This is a genomic window from Achromobacter sp. RT286_PF, from assembly GCF_059760425.1.
This window is the reverse complement of record NZ_JCBAMR010000002.1, coordinates 110467-133720: the sequence shown is the minus strand read 5'-3', so window position 1 is coordinate 133720 and position 23254 is coordinate 110467. Positions and strand designations below refer to the sequence as shown.

Annotated in this window: 22 protein-coding genes; 11 read left to right on the top strand and 11 right to left on the bottom strand. The window is 65.8% G+C overall.

Going from position 1 to position 23254, the window contains the following annotated elements:
- Positions 1–90 precede the first annotated feature (90 nt).
- Positions 91–1914 carry a tetratricopeptide repeat protein gene (locus AC6LJY_RS02490; protein WP_498135208.1) on the top strand — a complete coding sequence of 608 codons (1824 nt, stop codon included), beginning with the start codon at positions 91–93 and terminating at the stop codon, positions 1912–1914.
- 19 nt (positions 1915–1933) lie between these two features.
- Here AC6LJY_RS02490 and AC6LJY_RS02485 read toward each other — a convergent pair whose 3' ends face one another.
- Together AC6LJY_RS02485 and AC6LJY_RS02480 are read right to left on the bottom strand one after the other, a co-directional pair.
- Complete coding sequence (locus AC6LJY_RS02485) at positions 1934–2695, bottom strand: SDR family NAD(P)-dependent oxidoreductase (protein WP_498135207.1); 762 nt, start codon at positions 2693–2695, stop codon at positions 1934–1936.
- Between the two features lie 23 nt (positions 2696–2718).
- Complete coding sequence (locus AC6LJY_RS02480) at positions 2719–3453, bottom strand: SDR family oxidoreductase (RefSeq protein WP_104142174.1); 735 nt, start codon at positions 3451–3453, stop codon at positions 2719–2721.
- 237 nt (positions 3454–3690) lie between these two features.
- Here AC6LJY_RS02480 and AC6LJY_RS02475 point away from each other — a divergent pair, with 237 nt between their 5' ends.
- Entirely contained in the window at positions 3691–4596 is a 906-nt protein-coding gene (locus AC6LJY_RS02475; RefSeq protein WP_314361975.1) for an AraC family transcriptional regulator, read from the top strand.
- A 10-nt stretch (positions 4597–4606) separates the two neighbouring features.
- On the opposite strand, the gene AC6LJY_RS02470 is transcribed toward AC6LJY_RS02475, so the two are convergent.
- Positions 4607–6268 (bottom strand): sulfatase-like hydrolase/transferase, encoded by a 1662-nt coding sequence (locus AC6LJY_RS02470; protein ID WP_314361961.1) that lies wholly within the window; start codon positions 6266–6268, stop codon positions 4607–4609.
- A 334-nt stretch (positions 6269–6602) separates the two neighbouring features.
- Between AC6LJY_RS02470 and AC6LJY_RS02465 the strand changes: the two genes are divergently transcribed.
- On the top strand, positions 6603–7121 hold the full coding sequence (locus tag AC6LJY_RS02465; protein WP_498135329.1) for an anti-virulence regulator CigR family protein: 519 nt from the start codon (positions 6603–6605) through the stop codon (positions 7119–7121).
- Positions 7122–7302: 181 nt separating this feature from the next.
- On the top strand, positions 7303–8454 hold the full coding sequence (locus AC6LJY_RS02460; protein ID WP_498135206.1) for an FUSC family protein: 1152 nt from the start codon (positions 7303–7305) through the stop codon (positions 8452–8454).
- A 28-nt stretch (positions 8455–8482) separates the two neighbouring features.
- On the opposite strand, the gene AC6LJY_RS02455 is transcribed toward AC6LJY_RS02460, so the two are convergent.
- From AC6LJY_RS02455 to AC6LJY_RS02445, 3 genes are all read right to left on the bottom strand, one after another.
- Complete coding sequence (locus tag AC6LJY_RS02455; RefSeq protein ID WP_498135205.1) at positions 8483–10636, bottom strand: DUF8189 domain-containing protein; 2154 nt, start codon at positions 10634–10636, stop codon at positions 8483–8485.
- Between the two features lie 191 nt (positions 10637–10827).
- Positions 10828–11538, bottom strand: coding sequence for a hypothetical protein (locus AC6LJY_RS02450; RefSeq protein ID WP_498135204.1), 711 nt, complete (start codon positions 11536–11538; stop codon positions 10828–10830).
- Between the two features lie 5 nt (positions 11539–11543).
- A complete protein-coding gene (locus tag AC6LJY_RS02445; protein ID WP_498135203.1) occupies positions 11544–13271 on the bottom strand; it encodes an alpha/beta hydrolase in 1728 nt (575 codons plus the stop codon).
- Between the two features lie 241 nt (positions 13272–13512).
- Here AC6LJY_RS02445 and AC6LJY_RS02440 point away from each other — a divergent pair, with 241 nt between their 5' ends.
- The 4 genes from AC6LJY_RS02440 to AC6LJY_RS02425 all read left to right on the top strand — a co-directional run bounded on the left by AC6LJY_RS02440 (position 13513) and on the right by AC6LJY_RS02425 (position 16605).
- Positions 13513–14280 (top strand): class II aldolase/adducin family protein, encoded by a 768-nt coding sequence (locus tag AC6LJY_RS02440; RefSeq protein ID WP_498135202.1) that lies wholly within the window; start codon positions 13513–13515, stop codon positions 14278–14280.
- 81 nt (positions 14281–14361) lie between these two features.
- The gene (locus AC6LJY_RS02435; protein WP_498135328.1) at positions 14362–14946 is read left to right on the top strand and encodes a YceI family protein; all 585 of its coding nucleotides are present in this window, start codon (positions 14362–14364) and stop codon (positions 14944–14946) included.
- Positions 14947–15101: 155 nt separating this feature from the next.
- Entirely contained in the window at positions 15102–15359 is a 258-nt protein-coding gene (locus tag AC6LJY_RS02430) for a helix-turn-helix domain-containing protein (RefSeq protein WP_314361954.1), read from the top strand.
- Positions 15352–16605 (top strand): type II toxin-antitoxin system HipA family toxin, encoded by a 1254-nt coding sequence (locus AC6LJY_RS02425; RefSeq protein ID WP_498135201.1) that lies wholly within the window; start codon positions 15352–15354, stop codon positions 16603–16605. The genes AC6LJY_RS02430 and AC6LJY_RS02425 overlap by 8 nt, the downstream gene beginning before the upstream one ends.
- Positions 16606–16618: 13 nt before the next feature.
- On the opposite strand, the gene AC6LJY_RS02420 is transcribed toward AC6LJY_RS02425, so the two are convergent.
- The 3 genes from AC6LJY_RS02420 to AC6LJY_RS02410 all read right to left on the bottom strand — a co-directional run bounded on the left by AC6LJY_RS02420 (position 16619) and on the right by AC6LJY_RS02410 (position 19356).
- Complete coding sequence (locus tag AC6LJY_RS02420) at positions 16619–17065, bottom strand: SRPBCC family protein (RefSeq protein WP_498135200.1); 447 nt, start codon at positions 17063–17065, stop codon at positions 16619–16621.
- Between the two features lie 73 nt (positions 17066–17138).
- Positions 17139–18716: an FAD-dependent monooxygenase gene (locus tag AC6LJY_RS02415; RefSeq protein WP_498135199.1), complete on the bottom strand. Its 1578-nt coding sequence runs from the start codon at positions 18714–18716 to the stop codon at positions 17139–17141.
- Between the two features lie 130 nt (positions 18717–18846).
- Complete coding sequence (locus AC6LJY_RS02410) at positions 18847–19356, bottom strand: DUF1993 family protein (RefSeq protein ID WP_314361949.1); 510 nt, start codon at positions 19354–19356, stop codon at positions 18847–18849.
- Between the two features lie 220 nt (positions 19357–19576).
- On the opposite strand from AC6LJY_RS02410, the gene AC6LJY_RS02405 reads away from it, so the two are divergent.
- From AC6LJY_RS02405 to AC6LJY_RS02395, 3 genes are all read left to right on the top strand, one after another.
- On the top strand, positions 19577–20452 hold the full coding sequence (locus AC6LJY_RS02405; protein WP_498135198.1) for an NAD(P)-dependent oxidoreductase: 876 nt from the start codon (positions 19577–19579) through the stop codon (positions 20450–20452).
- A gap of 61 nt (positions 20453–20513) precedes the next feature.
- Positions 20514–21479: a Bug family tripartite tricarboxylate transporter substrate binding protein gene (locus tag AC6LJY_RS02400; protein ID WP_498135197.1), complete on the top strand. Its 966-nt coding sequence runs from the start codon at positions 20514–20516 to the stop codon at positions 21477–21479.
- A gap of 31 nt (positions 21480–21510) precedes the next feature.
- On the top strand, positions 21511–22179 hold the full coding sequence (locus AC6LJY_RS02395; protein ID WP_046807090.1) for an RraA family protein: 669 nt from the start codon (positions 21511–21513) through the stop codon (positions 22177–22179).
- Between the two features lie 12 nt (positions 22180–22191).
- Here AC6LJY_RS02395 and AC6LJY_RS02390 read toward each other — a convergent pair whose 3' ends face one another.
- Positions 22192–22554 (bottom strand): hypothetical protein, encoded by a 363-nt coding sequence (locus AC6LJY_RS02390; protein ID WP_314361943.1) that lies wholly within the window; start codon positions 22552–22554, stop codon positions 22192–22194.
- A gap of 18 nt (positions 22555–22572) precedes the next feature.
- On the bottom strand, positions 22573–23238 hold the full coding sequence (locus AC6LJY_RS02385) for a GntR family transcriptional regulator (RefSeq protein WP_046807092.1): 666 nt from the start codon (positions 23236–23238) through the stop codon (positions 22573–22575).
- Positions 23239–23254 lie beyond the last annotated feature (16 nt).

The window sequence follows — 23254 nt, the reverse complement described above, 5'->3', positions numbered from 1 at the left end:
GCGGCGCGCTTGGCGACATTCATGCTTAACGTTTGGCCGTCGGCGTAGATAATGTTGCTTTCCCAACCTTGTCCCTGTGGGCCTGAACGCGTGGACCAGAACACCCCTGCCGACGTCCCCGTCCTGACCGTCTCCGCCGCGCTGAACCAGGCCTATGCGCATTGGCAGGCGGGCCAGGCCATGCAAGCCGAACAGCTTTGCCTGCGGGTGCTGGGCACGGTGCCGGACCAGCCTGACGCGCGCCATCTGCTGGGGCTGATCGCGCATGCGTATGGGCGGGCGGACGTGGCGGTTGACCACCTGCGCGCCGCATGCCGGTCCCCGCTGGCGCCGGCTGCCTACCACAGCAACCTGGCTGAAATATGCCGCCAGCAAGGCTTGCTGGACGAAGCCGAACACGCGGCGCGGCGCGCGGTGGCGCTGGAGCCGCACGGGGCCGAAGGGTGGAACAACCTGGGCATAGTCTTGCAAGAGCAGGGGCAGCTTGCCGCCAGCCTGGAATGCCTGCAACGGGTAGCCGCGTTGATGCCCGACAGCCCGCAGGCGCACAACAATCTGGGCAACACGTGCAAGCGCCTGGGCGATAACGCGCAGGCGCTGAAGCACTACGCGCGCGCGCTGGAGCTGGACCCCGATTACGCGCAGGCGCTAGGGAACCTGGCGTTGGCCTTGCATGACCAAGCCCGCCACGACGAAGCGCTGGCCGCCATTCGCCGCGCCATCGAGATCGACCCGTTGACGCCGGAATGGCATCGGCATCTGGCGCGCATTGAAGCGGCGCGAGCCGAGCTTGCCGGCCGCTACGCCGAGGCCGAATCATTGCTGCGACACGCGCTGGCGAACGATGCGAACAACATCATGCTGCTGCGCCAGCTGGCGCAAGCCATTCGGCCGTTGGGCCACACCGACGAAGCCCGCGCCATTCTTGAAAGCATCGTGCGTGCCACGCCCACGGATGCGGGCGCGCGCTTTGATCTGGCCGAGCTGCTGCTGTTGCAAGGGGACTATGACGCGGGCTGGCGCGAATACCGCTTCCGCTATCGCATGCCGCACACCGCGATGCGCAGCCGCCATGTGCAAAAGCCGCGCTGGGATGGGCAACCCATTGCGGGCAAGACCTTGCTGATTCACGACGAGCAAGGCTACGGCGACACCTTCCAGTTCTTGCAACTGGTGGCGTGGGCGCGTCAGCGTAGCGGCGCGCGCATCATTCTGGAAATCAACGATGCCTGCCACGACCTGGCCGAACGCAGTGGCGGCTTCGACCAGATCATCCGCGCCGGCACGATACCGCCCGCGTTCGACCTGCATTGCGAATTGATGAGCCTGCCGCTGGCGTTGGGTTTGCGTCTGGCGGACTTGCCGGCCAGCACGGCGTACCTGCGCGCCGACCCGTTGCGTGTGGAGCGATGGCGCACACGGTTGGCGGGCTTGCCACGGCCCTGGGTCGGGCTGGTGTGGGCGGGGCGGCCCAGCCATCCCAACGATGCGCAGCGCTCGTTGACACTGGCCGATCTGGCGCCCCTGGCGCAACCGGGTGTTAGCTTCATCAGCCTGCAAAAAGGCGAGGCGGCGGCGCAGGCGGACACGCCGCCCACCGGCATGGCGATGGTGTCGCCAAGCCAGGACATCAATGACTTCGACGACACCGCCGCCCTGATTACGCTGCTTGATGTGCTGGTCTCGGTGGACTCGTCGCCCGCGCACCTGGCCGGCGCATTGGGCTGCCCGGTGTGGACCGTGCTGCCGTACGTGCCGGACTGGCGCTGGTTGCAGGAACGCGCCGATACGCCGTGGTATCCGTCGATGCGGCTGTTTCGCCAGCCCGGCCCGGGCGCGTGGGGGCCGGTGCTGGACGAGGTGGCGACGGCGTTGCGCGCGCTGCGGCCTCAGGCCGGCTCGGGCGGGGCATAGACAGGCTTGGGCGGGCTGCCTACTTCAACGCCACGCTCATGCCGCCATCCGCCATGACCACCGCGCCGACGATGTAGCTGGCCTTGTCCGACGCCAGGAACGCGATGACCTCGGCGATTTCACTGGGATGCGCCGCGCGCTTGATGGGCGCGCTTTTGCCGTGTTCCGCCAGAAACGCCGGCCCGTCCTTGTGGATGTGGTTGGTGATGTTGGTGACCGCGTCACCGGAACCCACCGCGTTGACGCGGATGCCGTGGTCGATAGCTTCCAGCGACATCGCGCGAGTCAGTTGCGCCAACGCGCCCTTGGACGCGGCATAGGCCGCGATGCTCGGAAAGGCCTGGTAGCAGGCGTAGGACCCCACGTTGACAATGGCGCCCGACCCGTTCGGCATCATGGCGCGCAAGGCCTCGCGCGAGAACAGGAACGCGCCGGTGGCGTTCACCGCCTGGATGCCGTTCCAGTCGTCCAGGCTCATGTCGACGACGGGCTTGTTGATGATGATGCCCGCGTTGTTCACCAGGATGTCCAGCTTGCCGAAGTGTTCGATGGCGGCGGCCACGGCCTGCGACGCGCTGGCTTCCCGCGCCACGTCCGCCACCAGCGGGACGATGCCCGGGCGCGCCAGCGCCTGCACGTTGTCGCCACGGTCCACGGCGATGACGCTGGCGCCTTGCGCGTGCAGCAGTTCGGTGGTGGCCAGCCCGATGCCGCTGGCGGCGCCGGTCACGATGGCGACCTTGCCGGAAAAGGTTCTGGATTCCGTTGTGGTGCTATTCATGGGATTCACTCCTGGAAAGAAATTCAGTAGGGGCTGGCGGTGGGACGCAACACGATCTCGCTGACGTCCACATCGGCGGGCTGGGCAATGGCGTAGGCCACGGCGCGGGCGATGGCGTCGGGCGTCATCGCAATGCGGCGGAACTCGTTCATGGCCTGGCGCGCGGTGTCGTCGGTGATGGTGTCCGCCAGTTCGGACTCGACCACGCCGGGGCAGATCACCGTTACGCGGATGCGGTCGGATTCCTGGCGCAGCCCGTCGGAAATGGCGCGCACCGCGTACTTCGTGGCGCAATAGACGGCGGCGGTGGGCGACACCGACAACCCGCCGATAGACGAGATGTTGATGACCTGGCCATAGCCCTGCGCCTCCATCGTGGGCAGCACGGCCGCAATGCCGTGAAGCACGCCGCGGATGTTCACGTCGATCATGCGGTCCCATTCATCGACCTTCACGGCGCGCAGCGGCGACAGCGGCATGATCCCCGCGTTGTTGACGATGACGTCGATCTTGCCGAAGCGCTCCAGCGCGAAGCGGGCGAAGGCGTTGACGCTGTCGGCCGAGGTCACATCAAGCGACTGGTAGATGACGTTGTTGCCGCCGGCGTCCAGCGCGGCGGCCAGCGCGGCCAGGCGGTCGGTGCGGCGTGCGCCGATAAGCAGGCGGTGGCCTTGCGCGGCCAGCATGCGCACGGTGGCTTCGCCGATGCCGCTGCTGGCGCCGGTGATCAAGACGACTTTCGATTGCGGGGAGTCCATGGGCTTATCTCCGGGGGTGAACAAGGGGGGTGAACAAGGGGCGTTGAACCAACGAAACGCGTTGATGAAATCTTAGGTTTTGGGGGGCGGGCGGCGAATACCTGTAACGATGCCGGTATTGCCTATTCCTATCGAACAGGGGGTGAACGGAGGTGGCGCGGTTGTAGAATCCGTGCACGTGAACCCCCGGCAAAGGACGGCACCGTGGACATCGATCGGAAACTGGCTTCGCAAAAAATGGCCGGCCTGCTTGAGCGGCTGGCGCCCAACGAGGGCTATACGCAGTCGGCGCTGGAAGGCGTGCGCTTCATGCGGTCGAACCGGCCGCTGGGCCGCACGCCCGTGCTGTACGAGCCCGGCATCGTGATCGTGTGCCAGGGGCGCAAGGTGGGTTTTCTGGGGGACGAGGTCTATGTGTACGACGCGCAGCACTATCTGGTGCTGTCCGTACCCTTGCCTTTTTCAACTGAAACCGAAGCCAGCGAAGCCGAGCCGATGCTGGCGGTTTCGCTGCGGCTGGACCTGACCGAGCTGACCGAACTGATCCTGGCGATGGACGACACGCCGCCCTCGCAAGCCGCGCCGCTGGGCATTGTTTCCACGCCGCTGGATGCTGACCTGGCCGATGCCACGCTGCGTTTGTTGCGCGCACTGTGTACGCCCGTGGAAGCGCGCGTGCTGGGCCCGGCGCTACGGCGCGAGATTCTATTTCGGGTATTGAGCGGCACGCAGGGCGAGGCCATGAAGGCGGCGCTGGTGCACCAAGGGCGCTTTGGTCGGGTGGCGCGGGCGCTGCGCAAGATCCACGTCGACTTTGCGCAGCCGCTGGACGTGGGCAGCCTGGCGCAGGAAGCGGGCATGAGCATTCCTGCCTTTCACGCCAACTTCCGTAGCGTGACGCAGACGTCGCCCATTCAATACATCAAGTCGACACGCTTGCATCAGGCGCGGCTGATGATGATCCGCGACGGGCTGACGGCCGCCTCGGCATCGGCCCGCGTCGGCTACGAAAGCCCGTCGCAGTTTTCCCGCGAGTTCAAACGGTTTTTCGGCCGCACGCCGGTGGACGAGGCAAGAGACATGCGCGCGTCGTTCGCGCTGTCTCCTGCCGCGTCGCTAAGCGACTATTCCGGCGCGCACTGACCAGCCGCCGTCAATTGCCCGACGGCATGGGCAGCTTGAAGCCGTCCTTGGCCAGGCTTTCACGAATGTATTGCAGGCGCTCGTACTGCGACAGCGTGACGGGGCCGGTATAGGCATCGCCTTGCGCCTTTCTGGGCGGGTACTTCACGTAGGTCTTCATCAGGTCCGCCGCCGCCGCGTTCATGGTGGGCAGCGTCCACGTTCTTTCCGTGACGTTGCTCATGAAAATGTCGTAGCGTTCCTGCGGGTCGGCCCACAGGTCGAACACCTGGGGCACCCCGGCGACATAGGACTCCGGACCCTTCCAGCCCAGGTTGGTGTCCACCGCCAGCCCCCCTGTCTTGACGCCGTCGTCGCCCCGCAGGTTAAACACGGCCTTGTAGTTGCCGACCCGAATCGCCCCGGGAGACAGTTCGTTTTCCGTGAAATAGAACCACGACTTGCGTTCCGACTTGCCCGTGCCGAACAGTACCGGCGACATGTCATAGCTGTCGAAGATGATCGGCTTGTCGGCACGGTCGTTGACGGGCAGCTTGACGCCGGCGACCGAGGCAAAGGTGGCCATCAAATCCAGCCCGCCCAGGATGCTGTGGTCTTTGGTGGCGGGTGCAATCTTGCCCGGCATCCACGCAATGGCGGGTACGCGGTTGCCGCCTTCGCGCACGGTGCCCTTGGTGCCCCGGAACGGGGTGTAGCCCGCGTCGGGGTAAACGTCTTGCCAGGCGCCGTTGTCGGTGGTGTAGAAGACCAGCGTGTTCTTGTCCAGGCCCAGCTCTCGGACCTTGTCCATGATGCGTCCGATGCGCGCGTCCAGCTCGACGACGGAGTCGGCGTACTTGCTTTTCGATAGGGATTTGCCGACGTAGTCCGGGTCGGGCATGTTGGGTTGGTGCACCTTCATGAAGTTGATGTTCATGAAGAAGGGCGTTTCGCTTTTTGCATTGCGCTCCAGGTAGTCCACCGAGGCTTTTTCAACGTAGCGGTCAAAGAACGGAATGCCGACCACGCCTTCCTTGCCGTTGACCTCGGGGGTGTCGACGTACTGCCCGTTGATCTTGAATTCCTCGCGCGCCGTTTCGCCGGCGTTGCCCGAGAGCGCACCGCGCGTGACCTTCTGGAACATGGCGCGCAGTTCGGGGTCCATGTCGGGGAACCAGGTGGGATCGGCGTATGTGTAGGCGTTCAGGTGATACAGGCCGGCGTACTTCATTTCGTCATAGCCTTGGGCGTTCGGCAGGGAATAATCCGCTTCGCCCAAGTGCCATTTGCCGCTGAAGAACGTTTTGTATCCGCCCGTCTTCAGCACGGACGCCAGCGTCCATTCTTCCTTGGGCAAGCCGCCGCCCTGGCCCTGGAACGCAACGGTGGTCATGCCGCTGCGGTTGGGGATGCGGCCGGTCTGCATGGCCGCGCGCCCGGGGGTGCAGCTGGGCTGCGCGTAGAACGAAAAGAACGTCATGCCTTCGTTGGAGAGCCGGTCGATGTTGGGCGTGGGCATGCCGCGCCCCACACCGCCGCCGTAGGGCCCCAGGTCGCCGTAGCCCGTGTCGTCGGACACGATAAGAATGATGTTGGGTTTGCGGGCTTCTTGCGCCACGGCGGGCGCGCCCATGGCCGCTGTCGCTATCAATAGCGCGGCAAGACCGGTTGAGTAACTTTGCTGTGTCGCCATGTTCCACACTCCGTCTATAGATCGTTGAATCGACCGTGGGGCGTGCATGACCTCGCGGTCCGGGTTGGCCTACATGAAGCTAAAGCATCTCAACGACGTCAGCAGTTGCGCGTGCGTTATTGAGAAAACGATATTTCACCTCCTGTGGGGCGACGTCAACGGAAAAAGTGTCAGCGGAATTATTCGCTGTTTGGGCAGTGCGGGCGGCATGGTCAACGCCGCGTGGAAATCCGCAAAACGGTTACAGCCGTACCGGTGCGGATACATGAAAGATTCCCGTTTTTCCAGCGGCGGGAGTAAAACGGCGGTGTTACCGACCAGCCTGGAGCCTTCCATGCGCACCGCCGTTCGCTTGTTGACCATTGCCTGTAGCCTTGCCCTGGGGGCGCATGCGTTCGCGGCCCCTCCGGAAGGCAAGGGCAAGCCCGACAAATCGGATCAAGGCCAGGGGCAGGGACAAGGGCAGGGCAAGAACAAAGGCCAGGGCCAAGGCGATTCCGGCGACAAGAATGGCAAGTCGAATTCCGGCAATGGCAACGGCAATGGCAATGGCAAGGGCAACGGCGGCGATGGCTCGCTGCGGCAGGCCGGCATTTCGGTGACCACCGCGCGCGGCTACGCCACCGAATATCACGTCACCGGCTATGCGCCGCTGCCGCCGGGCATTCGTAAGAACCTGGCTCGCGGCAAGCCGCTGCCGCCGGGGATCGCCAAGAAGATGGTGCCCGGCCCCATGCTGGCCAGGCTGCCCGTATATCCCGGCTATGAATGGCGCGTGGCGGGCTCGGACCTGGTGCTGGTGGCGATTGCCACCGCCGTGGTCGCGGACATTCTGGTCAACGTGTTTGACTGACCGGGCGGCATGACGCTTGCTGGTGCATCGGGCTCCGATGCACCCGTTTTGCGATTTATCCGTGCCAACTCAATCCCGACCCCAAGCCAAAACCCCATCCCAATCCCAACCTCTGCGGCCCACCCTGGCCTTGCGGCTGCGCAACACCACGGCTTTTTGCCGGGCCCGGATGGCGGAGGACGTGTTCCGCCTGCCTGTGCAAACGGTGGCCGCCGTGCTGCTTGCGTTTGTCTGGATGCGATGGCGCCAGATGCCCGAGATTTCATGGGGCGCATTTTCCGCCCTGTTCGTCGTGCGCGCCAGCGTGGAGGGCACGGTCGGCGAAGCGTCGGCCCGCGTGCTGGGCGCCCTGATCGGCGTGGTGCTGGGGGTGTCGATGGTGCTGGCAGCGGACGCGGGCAGCGCCAGCCCGGTGTGGGCCATCGTGGTGGGGGTGGCTTGCGCGGCGTATCTGTCGATGCGCTGGCCCATGCTGAGCTACAGCCTGGTCACCGTCACGATCCTGACCGTCACGCCCGACGGCGACATCCTGGGCGGCGCGCTGGACAAGACACTGGCCATTGCGGTGGGCTCGGCCTCGGGCATTCTGGCCGCGCTGGCCGTGTTGCCCTTGTCGGCACGGTACAGCGCGCGCTGGAATCTGGCCGCGTCCATTGACGCCTATGGCGACATGCTGGTCGATTGGGCGGCGGCGTTCAATGAAGCGCGGCAACGCCCACGCCTGCATGACCGGCCCATCATGGAACGGGCGCGTTGGCGCGCGCGCGACATGGTGACCCAGGCCGGCGCGTTTCCGCTGGACAAGCTCAGTTCACACCTGTCCGTCTATCAATTGAATGAACGCATTGAAGGTTTGTGGCGCACCGCCCCGATCATGGAGCGGGCGGGAAGTTTCGTGTTGTCCGAACGAACTTGCCACGCCCTGGGGCCGGCGCTGCACGACGTGGCCGCCGCGCTCAAAGAACAGATCGGCTGCCTGACGGAAGCGCTGCGCGAGAAAACCTACACGCAACCGTGCCACGTCCCCGCGTCGGCCTTGTCGGCGCTGGATGCAGCCATCGAAGAGGCGTTGCGGTGGCCCGATTGCGACGCCGCCGAGAAGCAGGCGATCGGCGTCATCCGGTGGATCTGGCAGGAAGTGGCCCGGGAAGTGGAGGACCTGGCCGGCTATCTGCTGGAAGGACGTCCTGAGGCAGGAGGCCATGACGCAGGAGGCCATGACGCGGGAGGTCATGACGCGGGAGGTCATGACGCGGGTGGCCATGACGCGGGAGGCCATGACGCGGGAGGCCATGACGCGGGTGGCCACAACGCAGGACGCCACAACGCATGAGGCCACAACGCAGGAGGCCACAATGGGCCTACTGCGTGACGGTCTTGGCGGGCGGCGCGGCGGGCGCGCCGCTGGCCGCCGTGGTGGTCGCGGGGGACGTGGGCGTGGCGGTGCGCGAGGCCTGCGTCGGCATGCGTTCCACCGTCAGCGCGGCGGGATCGCTGGGCGACGGGCGCACCACCACCGTGTTGGTCGCGGCGGGCGTGCCCAGGTTGGGCAGGTCGGCCGGACGCGCGGTGGCCATGGTGGCAAAGGGGCCACCGCCATTGCCCGGCACCCCGTCCAGCGTCAGCCGGTCCGCCCACACGCCGTCGCGGCGCGACAGCACCTGATAGCGTTGTGGGCCGCCGGCGCTGCGGGCCACGATGTACACGGCGCCGTCGATGACATTGAGCGCGGGCGGCGAGGCGGCGTCGGCGTCCAGGCGCGTGGGCTTGCCGTGTTCCACCAGCCACAGCGGCCCGCCGGAACGTTCCAGCAGCGCCAGGATGACGTTGCCCTTGGCATCGGCGTGCAGGGCCGGGCGGCCGATGAAGGGTACGCCCAGGTCGGCGGGCGCGCTCCAGTCCATATCCATGTCGGTGGTGTCGCCGGCTTCGATCAGCTTGGTCAGGTGGTTGTTGCCGCGCTGGCGGAAATACAGCTCGACGCGGTCTTCGTGGTTGCGGATTGCGGCCAGGCCACCGGCCGCCACGGGCGCGGGCACGTGGCGCCATGCCTGCCATTCGGGGCGCTTGCCTTTGTCGGCGGGCAGCTGGCGGGTGTAGAAAAGTTTGCCTTCGGAAGTATTGGCGAAGATCACGTAGCGGCCATCGGCCCCGCGCGCGGCGGCTGGCGCGCCGGTGGCGCCGTCCAGCGCGGGCAGGTCTTGCCAGGGGCTCCAGCTGCCGTCGATACCCGACGGTGCAATCCAGTGCAGCAGGCCGTCATAGCCCAGGGCTACGGCAGCGGCTTCGCCACGCGGCGCCACGGCGGGAATCTGCGTCACGCGCAGGCCGCCCAGCGCTTGCCAGCCTTGCCACGTGCCGTCGTGGCGTTGCTTGTTGGCCCACACGCCGCCCAGCGGATCGCGCGCCATCAGGCCGGCCGTGCCGTCGGCATGCGTAAACGATACCAACGGGCCGGTGGTGCGGCCGCCCAGGCTTTGCCAGCGGCGCTGCCCCGAATCCCAGCGGTTGACGGCGGCGTTGGTTTCGCCCGCCGCAAAGACCACCAGGCCGCCGCGCCCGTCCGGATACAGCTGTGGCGCGATGTCCTGGCGCGATACGTAATAGGCGCGCTGCACCCAGGCGGCGGCTGGGCCGGCCGGTTCCTTGCAGCCGCTGGGGCCGGCGCAGTAGTGGTAGTCGTTCCAGGCGTAGTGCTGGAAGATCACCGACTTGCTGGCGATTTCGGATTCGGTCAGGTTGGTGGCGCGTTCCTGGCTGGGGTAGTCGATGTAGCCGGTTTCGGCGTAGTTGCCGGGCACGCGCAACATGGCTTCGCGCGCCAGTCGCGCGCTGGCGATGTGGTCGGGGTGGCCATGGCCGGCGCAGCGCCAGCACAGCTGCGTGTACGGCACGGTGATGGTGTCGTCCAGGTGGCGCACGGTGGTCGGGCCGTATTGGCGGATGAGTTCTGCCAGCGTGTCGATCAGCTGTTCGCGCGTGTAGGTCTCGGGGTAGGGGCCCAGCGTGTCGACGCTTTGGCCCGGTTCGGATTCCGTGCGGCTAAGCGGGGTCAGGCTGCCCCAGCCCTTGCCCAGCCACGGGTCCTTCAGGCGCATGTGCCACAGCTGCACGCGCGGATTGTCCTGCAAGGTAAAGCGCGCGATCTGGCGGCTTGCCGCGATGCCGGTATCGGCTTTCCAGACGTCCGGTTTGTGCGCCATGTAGGCGTAGGCGGCGCGCACGCCGCGCTCGCGGCCCAGCATGTAGGTATCGCCTTCGCCCGCGTCGCTGGCGGTCAGGTAGACCACGCGCACGCAGCCGCCCGCTTCAACGTTGGAGGCAATGTCCGGGTTCATGAACAGCAGGTCGTCGTCCAGATGCGCGACGAACGCCAGGTCCTTGATGCCGTGACACTCTGCCAGCGTGGGCGGAGCGGCCAATGCGGGAAGGCAAGTGAGGGTGGCGGCCAAAGCGGCGGCCGTGCAGCAAAGCGCCCGGCGTAGCGGGCGCAGCATGTCCATCAAGGCGGGCATAGAAGGGCGCGGCCAAGGGGCCGCGCGGCAAGAAGCTTAGGTTGGAAGAAAGACTGCAAAAACTCGGGCTGCAAAAACAGCTCGGAAAAGTATACCGGCGCGCGTGCAGGCGTCCATGCCTCCGGCCGTACAGAGTGTTGGATAGGGTGTCAGACTGCAATTTACCGCCGGGCCGGGTGGAGAACCGTCACCTAATTACGCTGCCACTGTCCCCATTCAGGATCCAGTCGGGCAGGCGCGCCGTGCACCCACACCTGCTCGTCGTCCAGGCCCGCTGCCGCCTGCGGGGCGACGTCGAACGCGATGCCCAGCGCGCTTGCTACGCAGGGCGCTTCGATGGGCAATTCCCAGGTAAGGAACCACTGCGACAGGTCGGCATCGGCGGGAACGTCCCGGGCGTCAAAGCGATGGCCGCCGCGCGGCACAACGGCATGTGGCTGGCAGGTGTCGAAGACGATGGCGGTGCCGCGTGTCAGGGGGATGCGCTGGCCGGAATGCGGGAAATGCACGTCCAGCCCCTTGTCTTCGCTTACGAAAAGGTTGCAAAAGGCCGCGCCGGCATATTGCCCGCCGTCATGGTGGTAGCGGGCGCCCCGGCAGGCCATCAGCGCCATGTCGCTGTTGGCCAGCACGTTGTCCAGGCCTGCGTCGCGCGTCCAGGCATGCATGGCCTGCACGCAGTGCTTGTAGTCGGGCCAGCGGCGTTGCGCGCGGGCCAGCGGCAGGGGTTCGACATCGCCGGGCTCCAGCATCAGGTGTGTGGTGATTTCGCGTTGCCAGTCGGCGACGACGTGGCGGGCGGGGGCGGGAATGTCCAGGGTGGCGCGCAGCACCGTCGGGCTGACGCTGCGGCTGCGGATGGCGTCGCCGCTGAAATAAAAGGCGGTCAGCAGATCGGTCATATCGTTCAGCCCCCGCGATGCTCGTACGCGGCCTGCGTGGCCTCGCCATCCCCCGTGGCGGCGCGCGCGCGTTCCATCAGGTGCTGCTTCAGCCGCGCCAGCGCGTCCGGCGTCCAGCCCGGCACGCCCGTCACCCCCAGCCACGCATCCACGTAGTGCTGCGGCGCGTAGACGTGGCCGTAACCGATGGGCGTCTCGGTGCTGACCGACATATCCAGCGCCAGCTGCAACATCGTCACCACCGGCACCCAGCGCAGCTGCGGCGATACGTCGGGGCCGTAGGGGGGCTCCATCCACGCGGGGCGGCGGTACAGGTCGCGAAAGTCGAAGAACGTGATGGCGTCGCTGGCGTACTGCAAGAACACAATGCGCATCGGGCCCCATGGCGCATCGGCGGGCACGGGCGAACCGTGCTGGTTCATGAAGCGCACGAAAGCGCCGTCGCGCAATTGCGGCAACCAGGCGGGCGAACCGGGGTTGCGCGCGTCGGTAATGGCGCGCCACACCCGGCTCTCAAACGGTGGACCGCTCCAGAGGGCGCCCTGGATCGGGTCGCCGATCATCTCGAACAGTTCGGCCGACCGCGCGGAATTCAGCGCGCCCAGGCTTAAACCGTGCAGATAAAGCTTGGGCCGCTTGTCTTTCGGCAGCGTGGTCCAGTAGCCGTAGACCTCGGCGAACAGCGCGCGCGCCGCCTCTGATCCGTACTCGGGCTGGGCCAGCAAGGATAGTGGGCTGGACAGGTAGGAATACTGCAATGCCACGCTGGCCACGTCGCCATGCAGCAGGTATTCCAGCGCGTCCATCGCGGCCGGGTCGATCCACCCCGTGCCGGTGGGCGTCACCACCACCAGCGCCGACCGTTCAAACGCGCCCACGCGTTTCATCTCGGCCAGCGCCAGCCGGGCGCGGGCGGCCGGCGTGTCGGCGCCGGGCAGGCCGACGTAGACGCGGATCGGTTCCAGCGCGTCATGCCCGGTCTGCGCCCGGATGTCCTGGGCGCTGGCGCCGGATGCAATGAATTCGCGGCCGGCGCGGCCGAGTTGTTGCCAGGCGATCAGGGAATCGGGGCTGCCCGTTTTGCCGGGGGCGGTGGGGCGCGGGCGCTCTGGTTCAAGCAGCGCATCGTATTCGCGGAACGAGGCGTCCAGCACATGCAGCGCCGCCCGAAAGAACACGTTGTTGGCCAGCGACCAGAAGATCAGGATGGCGATTGCGGCGCCCGTCACGTTGGCGACACGGCGTGGCACGACGCGGCGCACCCGCGCGGCCACCCACCGCGTCACCAGCTTGAACAAGCGGCCCAGCGCCAACAGCACGGCGAAGGTGGCCAACGCGGTAAGGCTGACCTTGAAGGGATGCGCGCTGGGCACCGGCGGCATTTCCATCAGCGCGCGGATCGTGTTCTGCCAGTCGGCCGCGCGCCAAAGAAAGGCCAGCAGCACCGCCGCGCACACCAGCGTGATCGTGCCGTTGACGATGCGCGCCGCGCGCCCACGGGGCTCGGGCAGTTCCAGGTAAGCCCACAGCCAATGCCACAACACGCCCAGCCCATAGCCGGCGGCCAGGCAGGTGCCGCCCAGCACGCCCTGCGTCAGGTAGGTGCGCGGCACCAGCGTGGGCGTCAGCGACGCGGCGAAGAACAGCGTGCCCAGCAGCAGACCCACGCCCGACAGCGATTCCAGATGCGACTGGAAAAAAGCCTGTAGGCGGCGGTGCGGGCCTTGCGGCATGGTGGGGTCTCCGTGGGGGCGGCCCCTTAGAGGGGGCGGCCCTTATTATGCAAGCGGAACCGGGGCCGGGGCCACGCCCGGCGCGGTGCGACGAAAATTGTTTTTCATCTGACGGACGGCAGCGCCCACGGCCATGCCGGTTCGGTTTAAAACCAATACAGTGTTCCACGGGCTGGCGGCGTCATGGCCGCAAGCGCCTTCGGAATGGACCCCAAGACGCATTAATAAAACTGGAGACGGGATGGACACGGTAAGCAAACAGGGCGCCGGCGTGCGCGAACAAGTCAGCGCAACGGAATGGCAGGTCCGCACAGACCTCGCGGCCCTGTATCGGCTGGTGGCGCTATTTGGCTGGGACGACCTGATCTTCACGCACATCACCGCCAAGGTGCCTGGCACCGAGCACTTCCTGATCAATCCCTACGGCATGATGTTCGACGAGATCACGGCGTCCAGCCTGGTCAAGATCGACCTGCACGGCAACAAGGTGATGGAATCGGAATACGACATCAACCCGGCCGGCTTCACCATCCACAGCTGTATCCATGCGGCCCGCAAGGACGCGATGTGCGTGCTGCACACGCACTCCATCAACGGCGTGGCCGTGTCGGCGCAAAAAGACGGCCTGCTGCCCTTGTCGCAATTTGCCTTCATCGCGCTGCGATCGCTGAGCTATCACGACTACGAAGGGCTGGCGCTGAACCCCGAAGAACAACCGCGCCTGGTGCGCGACCTGGGCAGCAACAATTACCTGATCCTGCGCAACCACGGCTTGTTGACGGTGGGCCAGACCATGGCCGAGGCGTTCCAGGCCATGCACCGCCTGGAAGCCGCCTGCATGGCGCAGGTGCGGGCGCAGGCCGGCGGCGGCGAATTGATCTTCATCCCGCCCGAGGTCCTGGCGCGCGCCGCCGTTGAATCGCCCGCCGACCGTGCCTACAAGGCCTCGTTGGCCTGGCCGGGCCTGTTGCGTCGGCTGGATCGACGCAACCCCGGCTACGCGGAATAGGTCTGTCTGGTTTGTCCGCCGTGCCCGGCCCGTCCGCGCACGGCCCATTCACCATAAGGAGCCTTGATGAAGCTGACTTCGATGAAGCGCATCCCGACCCTGATGCTGGGCGCCGCCGTGCTGGCGTTGTCCGCCCAGGTCGTCGCCGAGCCGGTCACCTACGACATCGACCCCTCGCACACCTATCCCAGCTTTGAGGCCGACCACTTCGGCGGCCTGTCCACGTGGCGCGGCAAATTCAACAAGTCCCAAGGCGTGGTGGTGCTGGACCGCCAGGCCCGCACCGGCACCGTCGAGGTCACCGTCGACATCAACTCGGTGGACTTCGGCCACGACGAGATGAACAAGCACGCGCTGGCGCCCGACATCTTCGACGCCGCCCGCTACCCCACCGCCACCTTCAAGGGCAAATTCACCAAGTTCGACGGCGACCGCCCCGAAGAAGCCACCGGCGACCTGACGCTGCGCGGCGTGACCCGCCGCGTCAAGCTGGACATCGACGACTTCAAGTGCATCCAGCACCCCATGGAAAAGCGCGAGGTCTGCGGCGCGGACGCCTCCACCGAATTCAACCGCAAGGATTTCGGCCTGGACTTCGGCCTGGACATGGGCTTTAAGCCCGAAGTGGAACTGAAGATCCAGGTCGAGGCGGGGCGTCGGGGGTAGGGGCGGATCCTGGCGCGTCCTATCGTAGATATGTAAGCCATAGCCGACATTTTTGCCAAATTTTCAGAAAAAGTCGGCTTTGGCTTACATTTGTGGGCCGGATCGGTGTACGGTATCGCAACTACCCCAGGCGTTAAAGCCAAGGAATGTTGCGTATGCCGTACTTCCCCACCGCCGTCCTTCCCGCAGAGTTTGGCGAGAGTTTCCAGCGTGAACGCAAGCAGCGAAAAATAAGCCAGGCCACCTTGGCGCAACGCGCCGGGCTGTCACGCCACCTCATCATTCAGATTGAAAAAGGCGAAAACGTCGGCCTGCACTTCATCCTGCGCGCCCTTGCGGTTCTGAATATGGGCCTGCGCATCGATACCGCCGGCATCAATTACGACGACGTGGGGCGCCTGGACGATGAGTAAAGCCGGCAAGATCAAACACCTGGAAATCAGCACACCGCAAGGCGAATCGGGCCTGCTGGAAAAAGAGTCGCGATTCGTCTTCAACTACACCCACCCCGAGCAGGAGCGCGAGGTGTCGCTGATCATGCCGCACCGCGCTGAAAGCTACGCGGATACCGCATTGCCGCCCGTCTTTGCGATGAATCGGCCCGAAGGCTATCTGTACGAAAAGCTCTGGGAGCGTTTTGGCAAGGAAGTTGCGCTGGACGATATGCGCCTGCTGGCCCTGACGGGCAACAACCAGATCGGGCGGTTGCGCTATCGAGAACCCGGTAGTCAGGCGCAGCGCCTTCAGGCCGAGGTCGGGTTGAAGACGCTGCTGTCAAGTGGCGCCAGTGTCGAGCTTTTTGACCACCTGGTCAGCGCCTACCTGACCTCGGGCATTTCAGGCTTTCAACCCAAGGTGTTGATGCCGGACGCGGACGAGCTGGATGCCAAGCCGATCATCGACAAGTCCACGACCTTCACGCCGAACCTTATCGTCAAGGCCGCAGGCGAGGACTATCCCTTTCTGGCGCAGAACGAATTCCTCTGCATGACCGTCGCGAAGCAAGCGGGAATTCGCGTGCCCGAGTTCTGGCTGTCGGATGATGGCTCGCTATTCGTGATGCGCCGCTTTGACCTGGACGGGGGCGACCAGCTGGGTTTTGAAGACATGGCCGTGTTGTTGCGCAAGACCGCCAAGGAAAAGTACCTGAGCGCTTACGAGACCATCGCGCAGATGATCGGCCTGCTGTGCGGCGCTAATCGCGTTGAAAGCCTGGCCCGGTACTTCGAATACGTGGCGCTATCGGTGCTGCTGCGCAATGGCGACGCGCATCTGAAAAATTTCGGTCTGCTGTACCGGCATCCGGGCGCGGCGCCAGCCGCCCTGGCGCCGCTGTTCGACGTGGTGACGACCAGCGTGTACGAGATCGATGACCCGCAATCCGGCCGCAAGCTGTCTGACCGGACGCTGGCGCTCAAGCTGAACAAAAGCCGCGAGTATCCCAGCAGGAAAGCGCTGCTTCAGTTTGGCCGCACGGTGTGTGGCGTTGCCAGGCCGGAAACGGTTATCGACCGGATTGCCACGGCGATGTACGAGGTGCTGCAAGATGAAAAGCACCGCGTCGACGCCGATTTCCTGGCCAGGATGCGGGCCGAATGGGAGCAGGGCAGCGATTCCGTGCAAGCGCCTGTCTACTTCCAGGGCAAGCCCGGCGCGTGACGTCCCAGCCGGCCTACTCCGCCACTTCCGGCTCGACCAGCCGGGCCAGTTGCAGCAGGGATTCCTGCCAGCCCAGGTAGCACATTTCGGTGGGGATGGCGGCCGGGATGCCACTTTGCTCGATGGTGATTTCCGTGCCGCACGACACCTTGCGCAGCTGGATGGTCGTCATCATTTCGCCGGGCATGCCGGGGTCGTCGAAGCGGTCGGAATAGCGCAGCCTTTCGCCGGGGACCAGTTCCAGGTATTCGCCGCCGAACGCATGGATCTGGTTCGATCCAAAATTGCGGAACGACATCTTGTAGGTGCCGCCTACCTTTGCGTCCAGTTGGTGGACCTGGCAGGTAAAGCCGTACGGGGGCAGCCATTTGGCGACGGCGTCGGCCTCCAGGAAGGCGCGGTAGATGCGGTCGGGGGGGGCGCGCAGGACGCGATGGAAATTCACGGTGCCGGTAGTCATGGTGGATCGCCTTGAGAAGAGTGGGTCGTACTGATACGACGAACCGGCCGCGCCAACATCGACAGGGATCTTCCTAGGAAAAACCCTGAGAACGCAGCTGGTCCACATACGCCGACAAGGCTTGCGCGTGGCGCTCGTCCGCGCGCAGGCCGACGTGGCCGTCCGCCCGCACCACCAGCAGCACGATCTTGTTCACACCCAGCTGGCGGGCGGTGTCGGGCGACAGATAGGCGTCCACATTGGAGACTTCGGCGTTGGCCGTCAGTGCAACAACCACTTCAATGATGGGGCCGTCCGACAGCGCCGCCGTGTCGCGGTGGACCTGCGCCAGCTCGTCTTGCGGTGTGGCGCTGCCCCCGATCAACAGCGCGGTGTGGCCCAGCCGCTTGGTGTAGTCGTGCAGCTTGCCCGCGCCGCCTGACGCGAATTCGACGGGCAGGTGGTCGGGCAGGCGTTGCCCGGGCGACACGCTGGGTTGCGCATCGCCCATGACGATGGGCGAGCCGGCGTAATCGATGTCCAACTCTGCCTCGGCCACGGCTTCGTGATGGCGCGTGGCGGGGTCGGAGAACGCGGCGCGGATAGCGGCGTCGCGCTCGCGGCGGGCCTCGGGATCCATGACCATTTGGGCGTTTTCGGCGGCGTCGCCCGACGCCATGACCTGGTCCGCCACCGGCCGGCGTTCGGCGTGGTAGCTGTCCAGCAAGGCGTCCGAGCAATGCCCCTGGCAAACCAGCGCCAGCTTCCAGCCCAGGTTGTAGGCGTCCTGCATGCCGCTGTTCATGCCATGGCCCTGCGCGGGGCTGCATGTGTGCGCCGCGTCGCCGGCCAGCAGCGTGCGGCCCAGGCGAAAGCGCTGCGCGACCTTCGTGTGGCAATCAAAGCGGGTCGGGTGCGACACGCCTTCGAAGCGCGCGTCGGGCAGGTAACGGCGCAAGGTCTCCAGAGCGTCGTTCACCAAGTCCGACTGCGGCGAACTGGGCCGCAGATAGACGCGCCACCGACGCTCGGGCAGTGCGGTCAGGATCACGGGCGTCGGATCCAGGTAGGCGTAGTTGGCCTCGAACGAATCGGGCCATCCGGTGATGGCGGCGTCGAATACCGCCCAGGGCTGGTGGATGTCGTGCCCGTCCTGGCCGATACCCATCAGCGTGCGCACGGTGCTGTGGTGGCCATCACAGCCGACGACCCATTGGGTAAACACCTTGGACCGGACGCCGCCTTGCTCAAGGGTTGCCAGCACGCCGTCGGGGCGCTCTTGCAGCCCGACCAGCTTGGTGGCGCGAGTGACGCTGCCGCCCAGGGCTTGCAGATGGTCGGTCAGGATGGCTTCGGTGACTTCTTCCGAAATACCGATATTGAAGGGGTAGCGGCTGCCGCACAGCGCCAGATCGATGTCGCCCAGCACGTTGCCGGCGGCGTGGATGCGCGCGCGGCGCTGCTTGACGCCGGCATCCAGCAACGGCGCGGCGATGCCCAAAGCGTCCAGGATTTCGATGGTGCGAGGGTGGACCACGGTGGCGCGGTCCCAGTCCTGCGGCCGTTCGTGCGCGTCGATCAGCAGGCAATCGACGCCGCGCCGAAAAAGCTCCGAGGCGGTGAGCAGGCCGGCGGGGCCGGCGCCCACGATCAGAACGGTCGTCGCGATCATCAAGCTTTCTCCAGTCGGCCCGCGCCGCCCATGCGTGGGCGTCTGGCGAAATTAGAGCAAGCCGAGGGAAAGCGTCAATGAAAGCGGCCCTCGCCTGATGGGCGAGGGCCGGCTTACCGGTGCGTCGGTATCAGTACGCGCCCATGTAGTCGCGCTTGCCGACTTCGATGCCGTTGTGGCGCAGCAGGGCGTAGGCCGTGGTGACGTGGAAGAAGAACTGCGGCAGGCCGTAGTGCAGCAGGTAGGCGCTGCCCGACAGCTTCTTTTCCTTGGGCGTGCCCGGACGCAGCACGATTTCCAGCGAGGCGGCTTTCTCGAACTGATCCGGCGTGAACGCGCCGACGTGCGCCAGCGTCTTGTTGATCAACGCTTGCAACTCGGCAAAGGTGGCTTCGCCTTCGGGCCAGGACGGCACCTCGGCGCCGGCCAGGCGCGAGGCGATGCCCTTGGCGAAGTCGCAGGCAATCTGCACCTGGCGCGACAGCGGGAACATGTCGGGGTACAGGCGGGCGCCCAGGTAGGCGGACGCGTCGATGTTCTTGGCCGTGGCGTGCGCTTCGGCTTTCTTCAGCACGTCCGACAGGGCGGACAGCATCTGCTTGATGACGGGAACGGAGGCGTCGTACAGGGGTTGGGTCATGGGGGCTCGCTTGAATAAGGGTAGGCGGGCGCGGGAAATTCCCTGCGCGGCTGCGGCAAGACTACCAGCAATTGATGGCGTTCGTTCCTGCTGGTATTTTGTACTTTTAATGTATCCAGAATTCACTAAACCTGGGGTTTATACGGGGTATATCTGCCGTTTTTCCTTGCGCTATAACCCGGTATGTATTTTTTGTGTATTTTTTACGGTTCGGGTGCAAATGAAAATCGCATTGTTGGGTTGTGGGGAAGTGGGCCATTGCTACGCCGAGGCGTGGCGGGCGGGCGGACACCAGATCGTGGGGATCTGTGAGCTAAGGCAAGACGCAGAAATGCAGCAGCGCGCCCAGGCGCATGGCGCCCCGTTGCATGCCACCCCCGGCGCGTGGCTGCAAGAGGCCGACATCGTCGCCTCGGCCGTGTTCGGCCACGCCGCGCTGGCCGTCGCCACGGCGGCTTTGCCGCACTTGCGCCAGGACGCGGCGTATGCCGACTTCACCACCGCCAGCGCGGGCGACATGCGCGCCGCGGCCCAGGTGGCGGCGCGGCACGGCGTGCCGTTCACCGACGTGGCCATCATGGGCGCCATCGCGTTGTTGGGCGCGCGCACGCCGCTGCTGTGCGCCGGCACGGGCGCTGAAAAAGTGGCGGCCTTTACCGCCGATTGCGGCGCGCCCGCACAAGCCATCGATGGCCAGGCCGGCGATGCCGTGCGCTTGAAACTGCTGCGCAGCATCCTGACCAAGGGCATGGAAAGCCTGGCCGTGGAATGCCTGGTCGCCGCCGAAAGCATGGGCCTGCGCGCCTCGTTGTACGACGTGCTGTCGGACATGGACCGCACGCCGCTCACCACATTCGTCGATTCGTTCGTGCGTTCGCACGTGCTGCACGCGCCGCGCCGCCTGGCCGAAGTGCGCGAGGCTCGCGAACAACTGGTCGAAGCCGGCTTGCAACCGCTGGTGCTGGACGGCGTGGAGCGCCTGTTCGCGCGCACCGCCAAGGGGATTGAAGCGGCGCGCGAGGCAGGCTCTTTCAACGTGCCCGATTCGGTCGACGCGCGTCTGGCCTGGCTGACGCCGCTGGCCCGGCAATCCTGATTTCTGACAAAGCGGCCCCGCAGAGGGCCGCTGGCATGAACAAAACCTGGAGAGGAAGACAATGACGTCTCTGAAGACTTTGCTGGCGGCCACGCTGCTTATCTCGTCGGCCGCCGCCGGCGCCGCCGACATGGGCACGGCCCCGATCACGCTGATTTCGCCCTTTCCGCCGGGTGGCGGCACCGACACACTGACCCGCATGATCGGGTCGGCCATCGCCCAGGACACCGGCTGGAACATCGTTGTGGAAAACAAGCCGGGCGCCGGCGGCAACCTGGCGCTGGACGCCACGGCGCGTGCCAAGCCCGACGGCCATACGTTGGTCATGGCGCAGACGGACAACATCGTGCTCAACCCGTGGCTGTACAACAAGCTTAGCTACGACACGTTCAAGGACTTCAAGCCGGTCGGCCTGGTGGCCTCGTCGCCCAGCGTGTTCGTGGTGGTGCCCGAGTCGCCCTACAAAACGCTGGACGATGTGGTGAAAGCCGCCAAGGCGCGGCCCGGCCAAATCTCGCTGGGCATATCCGGCATCGGCGGCAGCGGCGACTTGATCGGCCACCTGTGGCGCAAGGCCGCGGGCATGGAGCTGATGCACGTGCCGTATCGCGGCTGGTCGCAGGCGTTTCCGGATCTGGCCAGCGGCCGCATCGACCTCTACACCGGTTCGGTGGCTTCGTTGCTGCCGCAGATCCGGGGCGGCAAGGTGCGCGCGCTGGCGGTGGTGGCGGACGCGCGTTCGCCCGCCTTGCCCGACGTGCCGACCTTTGCCGAAAGCGGTTTCAAAACCATTAACCAGACCATCTGGTGGGGCTTGATGGCGCCGGGCAAGACGCCGGACGACGTCGTCGCCACGCTGAACCAGGCGCTGAACGCATCGCAGGCCAAGCCGGAACTGGTGAAGAAGTTGGAAGACTCCGGCTACAGCGTCATGACGGGCACGCCCGCGGACCTGGCCAAGCGCCATCGCGCCGACCACGACGTCTTCGGCAAGGTCGTGCAGGAAGCCGGCATCCCGAAGCAATGAACCCCAACATCGAACGCAACAGGAGCACCCCATGATCGGCTTTGATATCCGCCCGCGCCAACGCGCGGTCAGCAGCGATTTCGTCGAGAAATTCCGCCACATCCCGGTGGCCAACATCAGCGATTGCATGTGGCGCATGACGGCGGGCGGCGCACGCCTGCGCCCCATGCATGACGGCACCTTGCTGGCCGGCCCGGCCGTGACGGTGCGCACACGCCCCGGCGACAACCTGCTGGTGCACAAGGCATTGGATCTGGCCCAGCCGGGCGACGTGGTGGTGGTGGACGCGGGCGGCGACCTGACCAACGCCATCATCGGCGAAATCATGACGACCTACGCGCAGACGCGAGGGCTGGCCGGCATCGTGATCAACGGCGCCATTCGCGACTGCGGCACCATCCGGCGCGGCTCGTTTCCGGTATACGCGGCGGGCGTCACGCATCGCGGGCCGTACAAGGACGGGCCGGGTGAAATCAACGTGGTGATCTCGCTGGACGGCATGACGATCGAGCCGGGCGATTTGATCCTGGGCGACGAAGACGGCCTGCTGGCGTTGCCCTACGACCAGGTGCCCGCGCTGTACGAGGCCGCCTCGGCCAAGCACGCGGTGGAAGAAAAGATGCTGGCCCAGATTGCCGCCGGCACGCTGGACACATCGTGGATCGACGCGCGCATGAAGGCGCAGGGCTGGAAGCCGTAGCGCGCAGCCGCCTTAGCCCCGGCCGATACCCAGGCGGCGCAGCAACCGGTCCTTGAGCCCGCCCGCGTAGGCCCAGGACAGCACCGCCAGCACCAGCATGGTCACCGTGAAGTACGCGCGCGCGGCCAGCGGCACGGGGTTGATCTGCGCGATGGTGCGCAGCGGCTCGTAGTTCGTGAAGTCGCTGGCGGCCAGCGTGCTGAACAGCAGCGCCAGCACCGGCCCCGTGAAATGCGGGCGGTCGCCGCGCGTGGGGTCATTGCCGCGCGACATCCACTGCATCAGGCGGAACAACTGCACCACGATGGTGGCAAGCGGGATGGCGACCGCCAGCAGCAGGACAAAAAGGGCAACCAGGATCTGAGGCGAATTCATAAATATCGGTAAAGCCCATCATGCGGCTGTTGCATCGGCCGGCGGCTTGCGCTGGCTGCGAAACAACAGGTGCGTGCTGGTCAGGTGAAAACGCATGGCGATGTCGGCGCAGGCTGCATCGCGCGCGCGCAAGGCGGCGATGATCTGGCGGTGGTGTTCCACGCTGCGCAGCATGTCGTCGTGCGTATAGAAATAGAACGAGCCGATGATGATCGGCATGTCCAGCAGGTTTTCCACCATGGTGCGCACGCGCGCCGATTGCGCCGCGTCCAGCAGCGCATGGTGAAAAAGGTTATTGCAATGCTGCACCCGTGCCACCTTGTCGGCATCGTCGGACAGGATGGCGTCCAGCATGCGCTGGTTGATCTGTTCAAGATGGTCGATCTGCTGCGGCGTGGCCCGTTCGGCGGCGCTGCGCGCGGCATAGGGTTCCAGCAGCAGGCGCAGTTCGAACGCTTCGTTGATGTCGCGGTCCACCCAGCCCAGCACCTCGGCGCCGCGCCGGCCTTCGCGCTTGACCAGGCCATCGGCGACCAGCCGTTCGATGGCGCTGCGCACCGGTGTGCGGCTGACGGAGAGTTCGGCCGCGATGTGTTCTTCGCGCAGCCGTTCGCCAGGCAGGAACACGCCGGACATCAGGCGTCGGCGCAGTTCTGCATAGACAAGATCGCGGGCGCTGGTCATGGTGAAGAAGGGGCTT